Origin of the sequence: Erwinia billingiae Eb661 (genome assembly GCF_000196615.1) — a bacterium.
GTDB classification, from domain to species: Bacteria; Pseudomonadota; Gammaproteobacteria; order Enterobacterales; family Enterobacteriaceae; genus Erwinia; species Erwinia billingiae.
Genome location: NC_014306.1, coordinates 2,196,168 through 2,211,300 on the forward strand (window position 1 = coordinate 2,196,168; position 15,133 = coordinate 2,211,300).

Here is a 15,133-nt window from a genome sequence, read left to right on the forward strand (position 1 = left end):
GGGCCGTTCAGACCTCGGTTTTCTCACCAAACTCGCAGAGATCTTCAATCAGACAGGAGCCGCAGCGCGGCTTGCGCGCCACGCAGGTGTAGCGGCCATGCAGGATAAACCAGTGATGGCAGTCGACCTTGAACTCGTTCGGCACCACCTTCAGCAGCTTATCCTCGACCAGCTCAACGTTCTTGCCGGGGGCAAAGTTGGTGCGATTGCAGACGCGGAAAATATGGGTATCGACAGCGATGGTCGGCCAGCCAAAGGCGGTATTCAGCACCACGTTAGCGGTTTTGCGTCCCACACCGGGCAGCGCTTCCAGCGCGGCACGATCTTCCGGCACCACGCCCTGATGCTGCTCGTGCAGGATGCGGCAGGTTTTGATCACGTTCTCGGCTTTGGTGTTAAACAGGCCGATGGTTTTGATGTACGCCTTAACGCCCTCCACGCCTAACGCCAGCATCGCTTCCGGCGTATTGGCCACCGGATAGAGTTTGGCGGTGGCTTTATTGACGCTGACATCGGTCGCCTGCGCGGAAAGCAGTACCGCAATCAACAGCTCAAAAGGGGAGGTAAATACCAGTTCCGTGGTGGGATGCGGGTCATTGTCCCGCAACCGGCTCAAAATTTGCTGACGTTTGTCCTTATTCACAGCGCGCTCGCTTTCCCTTCAGGCAGGCTTTGGGCTTCCTGAGCGGCTTTCAGCGCCGCACGTGCCTTCAGCTTGTTGTCGATAACGTATTTGGCGGCCAGCAGCATACCGAGACCAATAAACGCGCCCGGTGGCAGCATTGCCAGCAGCATTGGCGAATCAAAATGGAACACCTGAATGCGCAGCACTTTCGCCCACGGGCCTAACAGCTGGTCTGCGCCATTGAAAATGGTGCCGTTACCGATGATCTCGCGCAGTGAACCCAACACCACCATCACGCTGGTGGCACCCAGTCCGATGAAACAGCCGTCGAGCGCCGACAGCGCAACGCTGCTTTTCGAAGCAACCGCCTCGGCGCGTCCCACCACGATGCAGTTGGTGACGATCAGCGGAATAAAGATCCCTAACGACTGATACAGGCCGTAGGCATAGGCATTGATCAGCATCTGTACGCAGCTCACCACCGCCGCAATGATCATCACGTAGATAGGAATGCGGATATCAGCAGGCACCCAACGACGTGAAGCCGAGATCGCCGAGTTGGTGCAGGTCAGCACCAGGGTCGTTGCCAGGCCGAGGCCAAGGGCGTTGGTGGCGGTCGAGGTGACTGCCAGCAGGGGACACAGCCCCAGCAGCTGAACCAGCGCGGAGTTATTCTTCCACAGGCCGCCGACAATCAGCGTTTTTGCTTCACTCATTGGACTCTCCACAAGGTGACAGGGAAGCGAGCTTACCTGGCAATGTTTCAATATATAGCGTGGTGCGTTTAGAGGCGTTGACCACCGCGCGTGGGGTAATGGTCGCCCCGGTGAACTGGTCGAAGGTGCCGCCATCTTTCTTCACCGCAAACTGGGTGTCGTCTTTGCCTTTCAGCTGCACGCCGTTAAAACTGTTGATCCAGTTCGAAATGCGCAGCTCAATTTTATCGCCAAGGCCCGGCGTTTCATGGTGTTCAACCACGCGCACGCCCAGTACTTTACCGTTAAAGTCGGCGCCAACAATCATCTTAATGGCTCCAGAATAGCCGTCCGGTGCCGTAGTCTCAACCGCAGCGGCCACCGGCTTGTCATCTTTACGCGCCAGGTAGACGTGCTGAGGGCCCGCGCCCAGCGCCGGATCGGTGACAATGTAACATTCCTGCTGAATGTGGTTATTGTACAGATCGGTCGGAACCACCTGATCCAGCAGGATTTTTTGCTGAAGTTCGGTCTGATGATCGATGGTTGGCTTGGTGACATTATTAATTATCGCCGTCACGCCGGTGGTCACGGCAGCGAAAACCGCCAGCGTGACGCCGTTTTTACGAATCGCATCCAGCATTATTTTTCCTTCCGGTGGCCGTAAACGCGCGGCTGCGTGTAGTAATCAATTAACGGCACGGTGATATTTGCCAGCAACACCGCAAAGGCCACGCCATCCGGATAGCCGCCAAAGCTGCGGATCAGCCACACCAGCAAACCAATTAACACGCCATACACCAGGCGGCCTTTATTGGTGGTTGATGCGGTGACCGGATCGGTGGCGATAAAGAACGCGCCCAGCATGGTGGCACCGGAGAAAAGATGCACCATTGGCGACACCAGGCTGTCCGGCGAGAAGAACCAGCCCACAAAGGAAAACAGCGCCAGCGAGAGCAGGATGCTGACCGGGATGTGCCAGCGAATGCTGTTGGTAAACAGCAGGAACAGGCCGCCGACCAGATAGCCGACGTTGACCCACTGCCAGCCCAGACCGGCAATCACGCCGCTGTAAATCGGCTGTGCCCGCAACTGTTCAGCGCTGTGCCCGGCACGCAGACCGGTTTTAAAGGTATCCAGCGGCGTGGCCTGACTGATGCCATCCACGCCAATCTGCAACTGCTGCATGGTATGGCCAGCCAGCGTATGACCCTGGAAGATCATGCTAAGGGTGTCCATAAAGCCCGGCGTGATCGACTGCAAAGTATCCGGCGGCAACCAGCTGGTCATCTGCACCGGGAATGAAATCAGCAACACCACATAACCGACCATCGCCGGGTTAAACGGGTTCTGGCCCAATCCGCCATACAGCTGTTTGGCGATCACCACCGCAAACACCGTACCAATGACGATCAGCCACCAGGGGGCCAGCGGGGGAATACTGATCCCCAACAGCAGCGCGGTCAGCAGGGCGGAATTATCGCCGAGGGTTTTAGACAGCGGCAGTTTACGCATTTTCAGGATCGCCGCTTCCGCAGCGACCCCGGCGACGGCGGCAATCAGCACCTGAATCAGGTTACCCCAGCCAAAAAAGTACAGCTGGGCGGCAATGCCCGGTAAGGCAGCCAGCAACACCAGCAGCATGATGGTGCTGGTGCTGCGGCGGTTGTGGGTGTAGGGCGAACTTGCGATACGAAAAGCCATTTAATCCTCTTGCGTCGATTGCTGCGCCTTGCGCGCTTTTACACGTGCGATGGCCGCCGCCACTGCCGCTTTGCGGGGATCGTCTGAAGGTTCAGACGGCCCTGCGGAATGCGTGTCGTCATGAGCGGCAGTCTGTTCTGGCGCAACATCAGCCTGTTTTACTGGCTCAGCTTCAGCCGCCTGCGCCGCTTTCTTTGCTTTAGCACGGGCAATAGCGGCCGCAACCGCCGCTTTACGTGGGTCGACCGGTGCTTCAGTCGGCTCCGGCGCAGCGGCTTGCGCCACCGGCTCAGCATCGGCTTCTTTATCAGCGGCCATCGCGGCTTTTCGGGCTTTCGCCCGCGCCACGGCGGCTTCTACTGCGGCTTTACGCGGATCGACCGCCGGTTCGGCATCAGCTGACGCCGGTTCAACCTGCGCGGCTTTTTTGGCTTTCGCGCGCGCAATGGCGGCTTCAACCGCCGCTTTACGCGGATCGCCCACCTGACGGGTCGCCGGTTCGGTTTCAGACTGGCGTTCTGCGCCATGCGCCAGTGCCTGAGCATGGCGTGCATTGCGTTGGGCGGTCTGAACCGGATTGTCAGCGTCTGCCAGCTGCTGCGCCTCAGCCTCTTTTTTCGCCTTCACGCGGGCTAACGCTGCTTCAACGTTGTCGGCATCGCTGCGGGTGACCGGGCGTTTAGCCTGCTGATGGCGCGCTTCACGGGCCAGCTTTTCACGCTCAAGGCGTTCCTGACGCGCTTCAAACCGGGCCTTGGCCTGCGCATTCCGCTCGGCTTCAAGGTCGATGGCGCGGATCTCGGCTTTTTCCTGACGGTAATACTGCACCAGCGGAATATTGCTTGGGCAGACGTAGGCACAGGCGCCGCATTCAATGCAGTCGGCGATATTGTGCTCGCGCGCTTTATCGTGATCCTTACCGCGGCTGTACCAGTACAGCTGCTGAGGGAGCAGGGCGGCCGGGCAGGCATCGGCACAGGCGCTGCAACGAATACAGGATTGCTCTGCTTCGTTGTCGCCCATTTCGTTGGCCGCCGGGGCCAGAATGCAGTTGGTGATCTTCACCACCGGCACATCGAGCGTGGGCAGCGTAAAGCCCATCAACGGGCCGCCCATCACCACCATCTGGCCGGATGCCGGACTGAAGTCGGCATTGTGCAGCAGATGGCTGATCGGGGTGCCGAGACGACCCCAGACGTTGCCGGGTTTCCCGACCGATTCGCCGGTCAACGTCACCACGCGCTCGGTCAGCGGTTCGCCGTTGACGATCGCCCGTTTAACCGCAAAGGCGGTGCCGACGTTCTGCATCAGCACGCCAATATCGGTTGAGCGGCCGCCGTGCGGCACTTCCAGCCCGGTCAGAATCTTGGTCAGCTGCTTGGCGCCGCCCGACGGATATTTGGTCGGCACCACGCGGATCTGGATATCTTTGGCTTCACCCAGCGCTTTTTTCAGCGCGGCGATGGCCTCAGGCTTGTTATCTTCGATGCCAATCAACACCCGGTCGGATTGCAGCACCCAGGCGAGAATGCGGCTGCCTTCGATCACTTCGTCCGCGCAGTCCTGCATCAGACGATCGTCAGCGGTAATGTAGGGTTCGCACTCGGCCGCGTTAATGATCAGCGTGCTGACCCCGCGCAAACCGCCTTTAAGCTTGGTGGCAGTAGGGAAGCCTGCACCACCGAGACCGGCCACGCCCGCCTGGTGGATCAGGTTCACAATCTTACTGCGATCGGCCTGACGGTAATCCGCCACCGGCTGAAGTTCGCACCAGCGGTCTTCACCGTCAGGCGTCAGATAAATGCACATTTCAGCCAGCGCGGAAGGATGCGCGGTGATATGCGGCCCAATCGCTTCGATGGTGCCGGAGCTGGGCGCATGCACCGGCAACATCCGGCCACGACCAAAGGTCAGCGGCTGGCCGCGCAGCACGTTATCGCCAGGGCTCACCAGCAGTTCACCTTCATGGCCGATATGCTGCTTGATCGGAATGATAAAGCGCGCGGGCAAAGGAAGCTGGCGTAACGGCGTGCCGTTAGACTGGGTTTTCATTTCAGGAGGATGAATGCCCCCTTTGAAATCCCAGATTGGCTCTTTCTTTAAGAATTTGAACAGATTACGCATGACGTTCCACAGGAATAACTTTGATCGGGATAGTGTTTAAATCCCACTTCCAGCTGGCGGTGGTTGGCGCAACCGGACGCATCTCAATACAGTCAGTTGGGCAAGGGGCCACGCAAAGGTCGCAGCCGGTGCAGACGTCGCTCAGCACGGTGTGCATCGCGCGGGTCGCGCCAACGATGGCGTCAACCGGGCAGGCCTGAATGCATTTGGTACAGCCGATACAGTTCTCTTCATCGATCCAGGCGACCTTGCGCTCTGGCTCCAGCACCGCTTCGTCACCGAGCGGTTGCGGCTCAACGTTCAACAGCGCCGCCAGCTTCAGCATGGTCTGCTCGCCGCCTGGCGCACACTTGTTGATCATCTCACCGTTGTTGCCCACCGCATCAGCGTATGGACGGCAGCCAGGATAGCCGCACTGGCCGCACTGGCTCTGCGGCAAAATCGCATCGATCTGCTCAACAATCGGGTCTTCTTCCACTTCAAAACGGCGTGAGGCGTAGCCCAACAGGCCACCAAACACGAGGCCCAGCACGCTCAACACAGCAATAGCAATCCACACCGCAGTCATCAGAATTTTACCAGCCCGGTGAAGCCCATAAAGGCCAACGCCATCAGACCCGCCGTCACCAGCGCAATCGAGGAGCCCTTAAACGGGGCAGGGACTTCAGCCAGCACCAGACGTTCGCGGATGCCGGCAAACAGCACCATCACCAGCGAGAAGCCCAGCGCGCCGCTAAAGCCAAACAACGCGGCCTGCAGGAAGGTGTGATTGAGGTTAACGCTCAGCAACGGCACGCCCAGCACCGCACAGTTGGTGGTGATCAGCGGCAGGAAAATCCCCAGCAGACGATAGAGATCCGGGCTGGTTTTGCGCACCACCATCTCGGTGAACTGCACCACCACCGCGATCACCAGGATATAGGCCATCGTGCGCAGGTAAACGAGATCCAGCGGCAGCAGAATAAAGTGGTTTACCAGCCAGGCGCAGATCGAGGCCAGGGTGATAACGAATGTGGTGGCGAGTCCCATGCCAATCGCCGTCTCCAGTTTTTTGGAAACGCCCATAAAGGGACAGAGGCCGAGAAACTTCACCAGAACGAAGTTGTTCACCAGCACTGTGCCAACAAAAAGAAGCAGGTATTCGGTCATGTTTTGGCCTGATAAAAAGAAAGCCGCCTATTATCGAACATTGGCGGCTTTACGACAACATACCAGCAGTAAGGATATTCCCTAAACGCACGGAGGATTAAATTTTTGCTGGTTTTTTCAGCTTCACGGCTCAATAAAGGTGGTTTTCACCCGCTGGGAGCGTTTGAAGTACGGCACCAGCACCGCTGCGGCCAGCAGCGCAATCAACAAAGTTCTGATCGCCGCCGCATCGCTGACCGGCGAAAACGCGAAGGTCTTGATCGCCAGCAGTACGGTAATCAGCAGCCAGATAATGTAATGACGGGGCAGCCGACGTGAGCGTTTGCAAAAAATCCATGTCACCCAAATGCTGTAGGCCCAGACCACCAGAGAGGTCAACAGTGAAATACTCCACTGCAGCGTAAACGCATGGGTGTTATTAAACAGGGCGCTGCGCAGTTCTGGCGTTAATAACGCGCTCAAATACATGGCCACCACAACGGCACTGGTCAGCATGGTCATAATTAACCAGGCGAGCGGTACCAGAAGCAGTCCGGCAATGCGTGGGGGTGAAGCTGTAGCCACTCTTTAATCCTTTTAAATCGGGTAATAACGACCGTTTGTGATCCAAACCTGTCACGCACCTTGAGGACCAAAGAGTATACGGAAGGCCAGTTCATTATTGAACGGAAAATTTAGACCACATAGCGCCAGACCGATTTTGGCACGCAACCCAAATCAAACAGACGACCGCCAGAGGTCAGCTCTGCGCGGCGGTGATCGGCAGCGCGATACATATTCGAAATCTCATTATCATCGGTAAGAGAATAATTCAGATGATCGAACAGCTTTTCCAGCGTTTCAAGCGAGCTCACTTTACGAAACTTCAAAAGATAATCTTCGACTGTCATGATGGCCGTTAGGGATAGGGATCAGGAGGCCCAAGTATATGGCTGGCAGGGTTTCTGTCCAGAGGACAAACGAGTAACTGACTGTAAATTCAGACTATAGCCCAGGAATTTTGCGTATTTTTAATCCCATTCGGTCATTCTGCCATCAGCTTTTCTGCTGCTGGTCTTGTGCAGATGTGGTGTGAGTCACAAAACTGTTAATTACCTTCGCCGCTAAAACCGCCGCAGCGCGTGACAGAACCTGACGCGGTGTTGTAATCGCTTCCATTGAGGCAATTGTTAAGCGCTTATGTTTATTACAGTTATTTAACATGTCCTGAAAACCCTCCGCGCGTTTTATCCATATCAGCCGCCTGCCGTTGCCAGCGGTCAAATCGCGTAACCTCTTTTAATTGTTGTGTTTTGTGAGCGTTGTCGTAAATGTTTGCTTCAGGATAGTCCAGGATTTAGTGGCGTTTGACCCTACACAACCAAATCCCATCAGAGGAAAAATGATCATGTGGAAGCGTTTACTTTTAACCACCCTCATCAGTGCAAGCCTCTCCGGCGCCGCACTGGCTGAATCCATGACGGTCGGTTTCTCGCAGGTTGGCTCCGAATCAGGCTGGCGTGCAGCGGAAACCAGCGTGGCGAAAAGCGAGGCCCAGAAGCGCGGGATCACCCTGAAAATTGCTGATGGTCAGCAGAAACAGGAGAACCAAATCAAGGCCGTGCGTTCGTTTATCGCGCAGGGCGTGGATGCGATCTTTATCGCTCCGGTGGTGCAGACCGGTTGGGAGCCGGTGCTTGAAGAAGCGAAAGACGCCAAGATCCCGGTGTTCCTGTTAGACCGCGCCATCGTGGTAAAAGACAAGTCACTGTATATGGCGGTGGTCACCGCCGATAACGTTTACGAAGGTAAGCTGATTGGCGACTGGCTGGTCAAACAGCAGAATGGTAAGCCGTGTAACGTGGTTGAGCTGCAAGGCACCGTTGGCGCCAGCGTCGCCATCGACCGTAAAAAAGGCTTTGCTGAAGCGATCTCCAGCGCGCCTGGCATCAAGATTATTCGTTCCCAGTCCGGTGACTTTACCCGCAGCAAAGGTAAGGAAGTCATGGAAAGCTTTATTAAAGCTGAGAACAACGGCAAAAATATCTGCATGGTTTATGCCCACAATGATGACATGGCCATCGGTGCTATTCAGGCCATCAAAGAAGCCGGCCTCAAGCCAGGCAAAGATATCCTGACCGGTTCAATCGACGGCGTGCCGGATATCTATAAAGCCATGCAGGCTGGCGAAGCGAATGCCAACGTCGAGCTGACGCCAAATATGGCTGGCCCGGCGTTCGATGCGTTGGAGAAATTCAAGAAAGACGGCACCATGCCGCCAAAAATCATCAAAACCGAATCGAAGCTATATCTGCCTGCCGATGCGCAGTCTCAGTTAGACAAGAAAAAAGGCATGGGTTACTAACCACCGCGCCGCCTGCTCTTCAGGCGGCTTTTTTCATGGTTGAGGCGAAGTCGTATGAACTCCCAGAACACCTCAATGACGCCACTGCTCACCATCAGTGGCGTCAGCAAAGCCTTTCCTGGCGTTAAAGCGCTGGATAATGTCTCTTTTGATGTCCGCCCGGGCGAAATTATGGCGCTGCTGGGGGAAAACGGTGCCGGTAAATCCACCATTATCAAAGTGCTGACCGGCGTCTATAAACGCGACAGTGGCAGCGTGACGCTGGACGGCCAGGCAATCAATCCGCAAAACACCGCTGAAGCGCAGAGCATCGGCATTGGTACGGTGTATCAGGAAGTTAACCTGCTGCCGAATATGTCGGTGGCGGACAATTTGTATATTGGCCGTGAACCGCGCCGCTTTGGTCTGATCGATCGCAAAACGCTGGTGCGCAAGGCCGAGGCGTTACTGCACAGCTACGGTTTCGAACTGGATGTCACCCGGCCATTAGGGCAGTACTCGGTGGCGATGCAGCAGATTATTGCCATCTGCCGCGCGGTGGACCTGTCGGCCAAAGTGCTGATCCTCGATGAACCGACCGCCAGTCTCGATGCCAGTGAAGTGGAGATGCTGTTCACGCTGATGAATCAGCTGAAAGCTAAAGGCATGGGGCTGATCTTCGTCACCCACTTTCTCGACCAGGTTTACAAAGTCAGCGACCGCATCACGGTGCTGCGTAACGGCCAGTTCGTTGCCACGCGTGATACGCGGGCGCTGCCGCAAATTGAACTGATTAAGCTGATGCTAGGACGTGAACTGCTGGAAACCGCATTGCAACGCGCCGGCAGCACCCTGAAAAGCAATCAGCCGGTGGTGGAATTTAAGGATTACGGCAAGAAAGGGACCATTGAACCCTTCAGCCTGAGCGTCCGTCCGGGCGAAGCGGTCGGTCTGGCCGGATTACTCGGTTCCGGCAGGACAGAAACCGCCGAACTGCTCTTTGGCATCCGCCGGGCCGACAGCGGCACGGCCTGGATCAAAGGCAAAAAGCGCACTATCCGCACGCCGGCGCAGGCCTCGCACCTCGGCATGGGCTTCTGCCCGGAAGATCGTAAAACCGACGGCATCGTCGGCGCGGCATCGGTGCGGGAAAACATCATCCTCGCGTTGCAGGCCCAGCGCGGCTGGCTGCGTCCCATTAAGCGCCGTGAGCAGCAGCAGATCGCCGACCGCTTTATCAAAGCGATGGGCATCCGCACGCCGAATGCCGATCAGCCGGTCGAGTTGCTGTCGGGGGGAAATCAGCAAAAAGTCCTGCTCTCCCGCTGGCTGGTGACAAAACCGCAGTTCCTGATCCTCGATGAGCCCACGCGCGGGATCGACGTCGGCGCGCATGCCGAAATTATTCGCCTGATTGAATCCTTGTGTGCGGATGGGCTGGCGCTGCTGGTGATCTCCTCTGAACTTGAAGAACTGGTGGGCTATGCGGATCGGGTGGTGATCCTCAGAGATCGTCAGCAGGTGGCGGAAATTCCGCTTGAGCAACTCTCCGTCGCCGCCATTGTTAATGCTATCGCCGCTGGGGGAACCCAACATGCTTGAGTCACATCTGGTGCCGGGGAAAACGCGCATGTTCAAACGCAAACTGCCCGCAGGGATGCCGCAAATCGCGGCGCTGGTGCTGGTGCTGATTATCGACAGCCTGGTGGCCAATAATTTCTTTGCCATTCATATTCAGGACGGCCGTCTGTTTGGCAGCCCGATCGATATCCTTAACCGTGCGGCGCCGGTGGCCATTCTGGCGATCGGCATGACGCTGGTGATCGCCACCGGCGGCATCGATCTGTCGGTGGGCGCGGTGATGGCGATTGCCGGTGCCACGGCGGCCACGCTGACCGTCTCCGGACACAGCCTGCCGGTGATCGTTCTGGCCACGCTGGGCACCGGCATTCTCTGCGGTTTATGGAATGGGGTGCTGGTGGCCCTGCTGAAGATCCAGCCGTTTGTCGCCACGCTGATCCTGATGGTGGCGGGGCGCGGCATTGCGCAGCTGATCACCCAGGGGCAAATCGTCACCTTCGACAGTGATTCGCTGGCGCGGCTGGGCAGCGGCACGCTGTTTACCCTGCCGGTGCCGGTGTGGATCACCCTGGTGATGGCGCTGCTGGTCTGGCTGCTGACCCGTAAAACGGCGCTGGGGATGTTTATCGAAGCGGTGGGCATCAACCTGCGCGCCGCACGCAATGCCGGGGTGAATGGCTGGCTGATCGTGATGACCACCTATGTAATCAGCGGCTTATGCGCGGCGGTGGCCGGGCTGATTGTGGCCGCCGATATTCGCGGTGCCGACGCCAATAACGCCGGGCTGTGGCTGGAGCTGGATGCCATCCTCGCGGTGGTCATCGGCGGCGCGTCGTTGATGGGCGGGCGATACAACCTGCTGCTGTCACTGATTGGCGCGCTGATTATCCAGGCAATGAACACCGGGATCCTGTTGTCAGGCTTCCCGCCTGAACTGAATCAGGTCGTGAAAGCGGTGGTGGTGATGGCGGTGCTGTTGATTCAGTCGCCACGGTTTATTCAACTGTTCAAGCGAGGACGCAAAGGTGCTTAAACGTCATCTCCCCCTGATGATTACCCTGCTGGTATTTGTTGCCGGGTATTTGTTCTGCCTCAGTCAGTTTCCCGGCTTTGCCTCCACGCGGGTGATCGCCAATATTCTGACCGATAACGCTTTCCTCGGCATTATTGCGGTCGGCATGACCTTTGTGATCCTCTCCGGCGGCATCGATCTGTCCGTTGGCGCGGTGATCGCCTTTACCGGCGTGTTTCTTGCCCGCGCCATCGGCGATTTCCATCTTGATCCCTGGCTGGCGTTCGCGCTGGTGATGGTGATGGGCTCGGCGTTTGGCGCCTTTATGGGCTGGCTGATCGACGCGCTGAAAATCCCGGCGTTTATTATCACCCTCGCCGGGATGTTCTTCCTGCGCGGCAGCAGCTTCCTGGTCTCCGAAAGCTCGTTGCCGATCGATCATCCGCTGTATAGCACGCTGTCCAGCCTGGCCTGGAAAATTCCAGGCGGCGGGCGGCTCAGCCTGCTGGCGGTAATCATGCTGGTGGTGGTGGTGTTCGGCATCGTGCTGGCGCACCGCAGCCGCTTTGGTAATCAGGTGTATGCCATCGGCGGCAACGTCACTTCCGCCCAGCTGATGGGGATTTCCACCCGCAGCACCACCATCCGTATCTATATGCTGTCGTCTGCGCTGGCTACCCTGGCCGGCATCGTGTTCTCGATCTACACCTCTTCCGGCTATGCGCTGGCGGGGATGGGCGTCGAGCTGGATGCCATCGCGTCGGTAGTGATCGGCGGTACGCTGCTGTCCGGCGGGGTTGGCACGGTGTTGGGTACGCTGTTTGGCGTGCTGATCCAGGGGCTGATCCAGACCTGGATTAACTTTGATGGCACCTTAAGCTCCTGGTGGACCAAGATTGCCATCGGCATCCTGCTGTTCGCCTTTATCGCGCTGCAGCGGCTGCTGACCGTGATGTGGGACCGCCAGCAGAATGCGCCGGTGAAGCGTCTGGCAGAATAAAAACCCCGGCGCTGGGTGGCCTCAGCAGGTCACCCACTGCCGGTGAAACCAGATTGCCGCTTGCCCGGCGATTTGCCGATGGAAGGAGTGCAGCAAAAACTGGAAACAGTGCTCAATTTTGGGCGATCGCAGTGGGGCAGGTTTGCGCATCATGGCAACGGTGCGGCTCAGCGTCGGCTGCTGTAAATGGATCACCCTCAGTTCGTTATCGTTTAAGGTCGCGGTGTACAGCTCGGGCAGGATGGCCAGCGCCAGACGTGACCGCACCAGTCCATACAGCGTTTCCTGAAAATCGACCCGATACCCCACCCGCAACTGCAACCGGTGACTCTCAATCATTGAGGTGACCAGTCTGCTGACGTTCCCTTTAGAAAACAGCGCGAGTTCCCGTTTGGCCAGCTGTCGCCACGGAATGTTATGGCCTTCAGCCAGCGGATCGTCACGGCGGATCACCGCGACAAAAGGATCCTCAAGCAGCGGATACACGGCGATGGTGTCCGGCACCGTGCTGTCCGTGGCGCCAATGCCAAAGTCGACCGAGCCGTTTTCTACCGCCAGCAGTAAAGCGTCGTTGGTCAGATCGTGGAACTCCACCCGCATCGCCGGAAAGTGCGCCGACAAGAGTTGCGGCACCACCGGAAAAAGCAGCGTGCTGACCGACGGCACCAGGCCAATGCGTAAGGTGCCATCGCCGCCCTGATGCATAATTTGCTGCATATCATCAAACGCGCTGTGCGCGGTATTCAACAGCCGCTCGGCATAGGGCAGCACCGCTTCTCCCTGTTCGGTCAGGCTCACGCCCTGCGCGGTGCGCTTCAATAACTTGCCGCCGAGCACCGACTCAATCTGCCGTAATGCGCTGCTTAACGCCGGCTGACTGATGGCCAGGCGGTTGGCGGTTTCGGTAAAGCTGCGCAGCTTCGCCAGCGCGACAAAGTACTGAATTTGCTTCAGGGATAACGCCGGAAGCCGACGCCAGGGTTCAGACATAATGGCCAGCCAATTCACGAAACAGGGAAAACGATTGCTCAGCATAACCGCATCTTATAAACGGATAAAATAATTCATCTGGGCAAAGCCTCGTCCGCTGCCTACATTAGCCTCAACCTTCCGCCACTGTGGACACCGACTTGAACGAGACAACCGCGCCCATGCCCCTGCGTCAACGGGCTATCCAGGCCGCGCTGGGCAAAATCCCCTTCGACCGCCTGCTGATTAACGCGGCGATCGTCGATATGGTCACCGGCGAGATCCGTGACGCCGATGTCGGCCTGATCGGCGGCATGATTGCCAGCGTGCATCCTCGCGGCAAATTTACCCAGGCTACCCACACCGATGACCTGTCCGGCCATTTTCTCTCTCCCGGCCTGATTGACACCCATGTGCATATCGAAAGCTCGCATCTTCCTGCGGAAAAATACGCGGAGATCGTGGTAGCGCAGGGCACCACCACGGTGTTCTGGGATCCGCATGAGCTGGCAAACGTGCTGGGCGTGGCCGGCGTGCAGTATGCCGTGCGGTCCAGCCGCAATCTGCCGCTGCGGGTGATTTGCGCCGCGCCGTCCAGCGTGCCGTCGACGCCGGGACTGGAAATGTCCGCCGCAGACGTTGGCGGTAAGGAGATGCAAACCATGCTCAGCTGGCCCGAAGTGGCGGGCGTGGCGGAAGTGATGGATATGGCTGGCGTGCTGAACGGCAGCGAAAAGATGATGGCGATCCTTGATGCGGGCCTGAAAAGCGGCAAGCTGATCGAGGGCCATGCGCGCGGTCTGAAGGATGAGCAGTTGCAGGCCTACCTTGCCGCGGGCGTCACCTCCGACCATGAACTGACCTCGGCAGAAGACGCGCTGGAAAAGCTGCGCGCCGGATTAACCCTGCAAATTCGCGGCTCCCATCCTTATCTGCTGCCCGACATTGCCCAGGCGCTGCTGGCCTTACCGCATCTCTCTTCACAAATTACCCTTTGCACCGACGACGTGCCGCCGGACCATCTGCTGGAGAAAGGCGGGATGATAGCACTGGTGAAACTGCTGGTGGCCGCGGGCATGCGTACGGAAGACGTGCTGAGAATGGCGACGCTGAACGCGGCAATCCGGCTGCAACGGGCGGATTTGGGGCTGATCGCCGCCGGTCGCACCGCCGATATTATTGCCTTTGATTCACTGGAAAACCTCAATCCGGCCTGCGTCTACGTCGGTGGTGACTGCGTTGCCCGCGAGGGAAAACTGCTGTTTACGCCGGCTGCGGCAAGCGATGTCAGCCCGCCGCGCGATACGCTGCGCATCGATGCGCTGACAGAAGCGGACTTCCAGCTGCGGGTGCCAGGCCTGCAACAGGGCACCGCCCGCCTGCGTAACATCAAGGGCGCGCGGTTCACCCAGTGGAGTGAAGTGACGGTGCAGGTGCGTGATGGCGGGGTGAAACTGCCGGATGGCTTCAGCCTGATTTGGGTCAAGCACCGTCACAGACGCCACGCGGCCACGCCACAGATGGCCCTGCTGGAAGGCTGGGGCGAATTGCGCGGGGCGATTGCCACCTCGTATTCGCATGACTCGCATAATCTGGTGGTGATAGGCCGGGATCCGCGGGATATGGCGCTGGCCGCCAATCAGCTGATCGCCTGCGGTGGCGGGATGGCGCTCAGCCAGCACGGCAAGCTGCTGGCAAAGGTGGCGATGCCGATTGCCGGCATGCTGTCTGAGCTGCCGGCAGAAACGCTGGCGGAGCAATTTAAAAATCTGCGTGAGCTGAGCGGTCAGGTTGCCGACTGGGAGCCGCCGTATCGCGTATTTAAGGCGATAGAGGGCACCTGTCTGGCCTGTAACGCCGGGCCGCACTTAACGGATCTCGGCCTGACCGACGGCGCAACGCGCGAAATTGTCGATCCGGTGCTGGCCATCTGGCCGGACGCGCTTTAACA

General features: G+C 58.1%; 15 protein-coding genes. 5 read left to right on the forward strand and 10 right to left on the reverse strand.

The genetic code is table 11. From position 1 onward, the window contains the following. Positions 1 to 7: 7 nt before the first annotated feature. The 9 genes from nth to ydgT all read right to left on the reverse strand — a co-directional run bounded on the left by nth (position 8) and on the right by ydgT (position 7,187). Complete coding sequence (gene nth / locus EBC_RS11545; RefSeq protein WP_013201965.1) at positions 8 to 643, reverse strand: endonuclease III; 636 nt, start codon at positions 641 to 643, stop codon at positions 8 to 10. Beyond that, positions 640 to 1,341, reverse strand: coding sequence for an electron transport complex subunit E (locus EBC_RS11550; RefSeq protein WP_013201966.1), 702 nt, complete (start codon positions 1,339 to 1,341; stop codon positions 640 to 642). Before EBC_RS11550 ends, nth begins: the two co-directional genes overlap by 4 nt. After that, complete coding sequence (gene rsxG, locus EBC_RS11555) at positions 1,334 to 1,963, reverse strand: electron transport complex subunit RsxG (protein WP_013201967.1); 630 nt, start codon at positions 1,961 to 1,963, stop codon at positions 1,334 to 1,336. The genes EBC_RS11550 and rsxG overlap by 8 nt, the downstream gene beginning before the upstream one ends. Continuing rightward, on the reverse strand, positions 1,963 to 3,024 hold the full coding sequence (rsxD, locus tag EBC_RS11560; protein WP_013201968.1) for an electron transport complex subunit RsxD: 1,062 nt from the start codon (positions 3,022 to 3,024) through the stop codon (positions 1,963 to 1,965). The genes rsxG and rsxD overlap by 1 nt, the downstream gene beginning before the upstream one ends. Next, positions 3,025 to 5,148 carry an electron transport complex subunit RsxC gene (rsxC, locus tag EBC_RS11565; RefSeq protein WP_013201969.1) on the reverse strand — a complete coding sequence of 708 codons (2,124 nt, stop codon included), beginning with the start codon at positions 5,146 to 5,148 and terminating at the stop codon, positions 3,025 to 3,027. After that, positions 5,141 to 5,716 (reverse strand): electron transport complex subunit RsxB, encoded by a 576-nt coding sequence (gene rsxB, locus EBC_RS11570; RefSeq protein ID WP_013201970.1) that lies wholly within the window; start codon positions 5,714 to 5,716, stop codon positions 5,141 to 5,143. Before rsxB ends, rsxC begins: the two co-directional genes overlap by 8 nt. Beyond that, positions 5,716 to 6,297 carry an electron transport complex subunit RsxA gene (gene rsxA, locus EBC_RS11575; protein WP_013201971.1) on the reverse strand — a complete coding sequence of 194 codons (582 nt, stop codon included), beginning with the start codon at positions 6,295 to 6,297 and terminating at the stop codon, positions 5,716 to 5,718. Before rsxA ends, rsxB begins: the two co-directional genes overlap by 1 nt. A 123-nt stretch (positions 6,298 to 6,420) precedes the next feature. Continuing rightward, positions 6,421 to 6,861, reverse strand: a complete 441-nt coding sequence (locus EBC_RS11580; protein ID WP_013201972.1) for a DUF2569 domain-containing protein — start codon at positions 6,859 to 6,861, stop codon at positions 6,421 to 6,423. 110 nt (positions 6,862 to 6,971) lie between these two features. Further along, a complete protein-coding gene (ydgT, locus tag EBC_RS11585; protein ID WP_013201973.1) occupies positions 6,972 to 7,187 on the reverse strand; it encodes a transcription modulator YdgT in 216 nt (71 codons plus the stop codon). Positions 7,188 to 7,684: 497 nt separating this feature from the next. Between ydgT and ytfQ the strand changes: the two genes are divergently transcribed. The 4 genes from ytfQ to yjfF are packed head-to-tail and all read left to right on the forward strand — an operon-like array spanning position 7,685 to position 12,213. Further along, positions 7,685 to 8,641 carry a galactofuranose ABC transporter, galactofuranose-binding protein YtfQ gene (gene ytfQ / locus EBC_RS11590; protein WP_013201975.1) on the forward strand — a complete coding sequence of 319 codons (957 nt, stop codon included), beginning with the start codon at positions 7,685 to 7,687 and terminating at the stop codon, positions 8,639 to 8,641. 54 nt (positions 8,642 to 8,695) lie between these two features. After that, positions 8,696 to 10,222 carry a galactofuranose ABC transporter, ATP-binding protein YtfR gene (gene ytfR / locus EBC_RS11595; protein WP_013201976.1) on the forward strand — a complete coding sequence of 509 codons (1,527 nt, stop codon included), beginning with the start codon at positions 8,696 to 8,698 and terminating at the stop codon, positions 10,220 to 10,222. Then, a complete protein-coding gene (gene ytfT, locus EBC_RS11600; RefSeq protein ID WP_013201977.1) occupies positions 10,215 to 11,234 on the forward strand; it encodes a galactofuranose ABC transporter, ATP-binding protein YtfT in 1,020 nt (339 codons plus the stop codon). The genes ytfR and ytfT overlap by 8 nt, the downstream gene beginning before the upstream one ends. After that, positions 11,227 to 12,213, forward strand: a complete 987-nt coding sequence (gene yjfF / locus EBC_RS11605) for a galactofuranose ABC transporter, permease protein YjfF (protein WP_013201978.1) — start codon at positions 11,227 to 11,229, stop codon at positions 12,211 to 12,213. The genes ytfT and yjfF overlap by 8 nt, the downstream gene beginning before the upstream one ends. A gap of 21 nt (positions 12,214 to 12,234) precedes the next feature. Here the strand turns inward: yjfF and EBC_RS11610 are convergent, their stop codons facing one another. Further along, complete coding sequence (locus EBC_RS11610) at positions 12,235 to 13,203, reverse strand: LysR family transcriptional regulator (protein ID WP_013201979.1); 969 nt, start codon at positions 13,201 to 13,203, stop codon at positions 12,235 to 12,237. A 161-nt stretch (positions 13,204 to 13,364) separates the two neighbouring features. Between EBC_RS11610 and EBC_RS11615 the strand changes: the two genes are divergently transcribed. After that, positions 13,365 to 15,131, forward strand: coding sequence for an adenine deaminase (locus EBC_RS11615; protein WP_013201980.1), 1,767 nt, complete (start codon positions 13,365 to 13,367; stop codon positions 15,129 to 15,131). The last annotated feature ends 2 nt before the right edge of the window (positions 15,132 to 15,133 follow it).

Coding starts and splice junctions, on each gene's coding strand:
- EBC_RS11550 (WP_013201966.1), bottom strand. CDS start 1,341: ATGAGTGAAGCAAAAACGCTGATTGTCGGCGGCCTGTGGAAGAATAAC.
- rsxG (WP_013201967.1), bottom strand. CDS start 1,963: ATGCTGGATGCGATTCGTAAAAACGGCGTCACGCTGGCGGTTTTCGCT.
- rsxD (WP_013201968.1), bottom strand. CDS start 3,024: ATGGCTTTTCGTATCGCAAGTTCGCCCTACACCCACAACCGCCGCAGC.
- rsxC (WP_013201969.1), bottom strand. CDS start 5,148: ATGCGTAATCTGTTCAAATTCTTAAAGAAAGAGCCAATCTGGGATTTC.
- rsxB (WP_013201970.1), bottom strand. CDS start 5,716: ATGACTGCGGTGTGGATTGCTATTGCTGTGTTGAGCGTGCTGGGCCTC.
- rsxA (WP_013201971.1), bottom strand. CDS start 6,297: ATGACCGAATACCTGCTTCTTTTTGTTGGCACAGTGCTGGTGAACAAC.
- ydgT (WP_013201973.1), bottom strand. CDS start 7,187: ATGACAGTCGAAGATTATCTTTTGAAGTTTCGTAAAGTGAGCTCGCTT.
- ytfQ (WP_013201975.1), top strand. CDS start 7,685: ATGTGGAAGCGTTTACTTTTAACCACCCTCATCAGTGCAAGCCTCTCC.
- ytfR (WP_013201976.1), top strand. CDS start 8,696: ATGAACTCCCAGAACACCTCAATGACGCCACTGCTCACCATCAGTGGC.
- ytfT (WP_013201977.1), top strand. CDS start 10,215: ATGCTTGAGTCACATCTGGTGCCGGGGAAAACGCGCATGTTCAAACGC.
- EBC_RS11610 (WP_013201979.1), bottom strand. CDS start 13,203: ATGTCTGAACCCTGGCGTCGGCTTCCGGCGTTATCCCTGAAGCAAATT.
- EBC_RS11615 (WP_013201980.1), top strand. CDS start 13,365: ATGCCCCTGCGTCAACGGGCTATCCAGGCCGCGCTGGGCAAAATCCCC.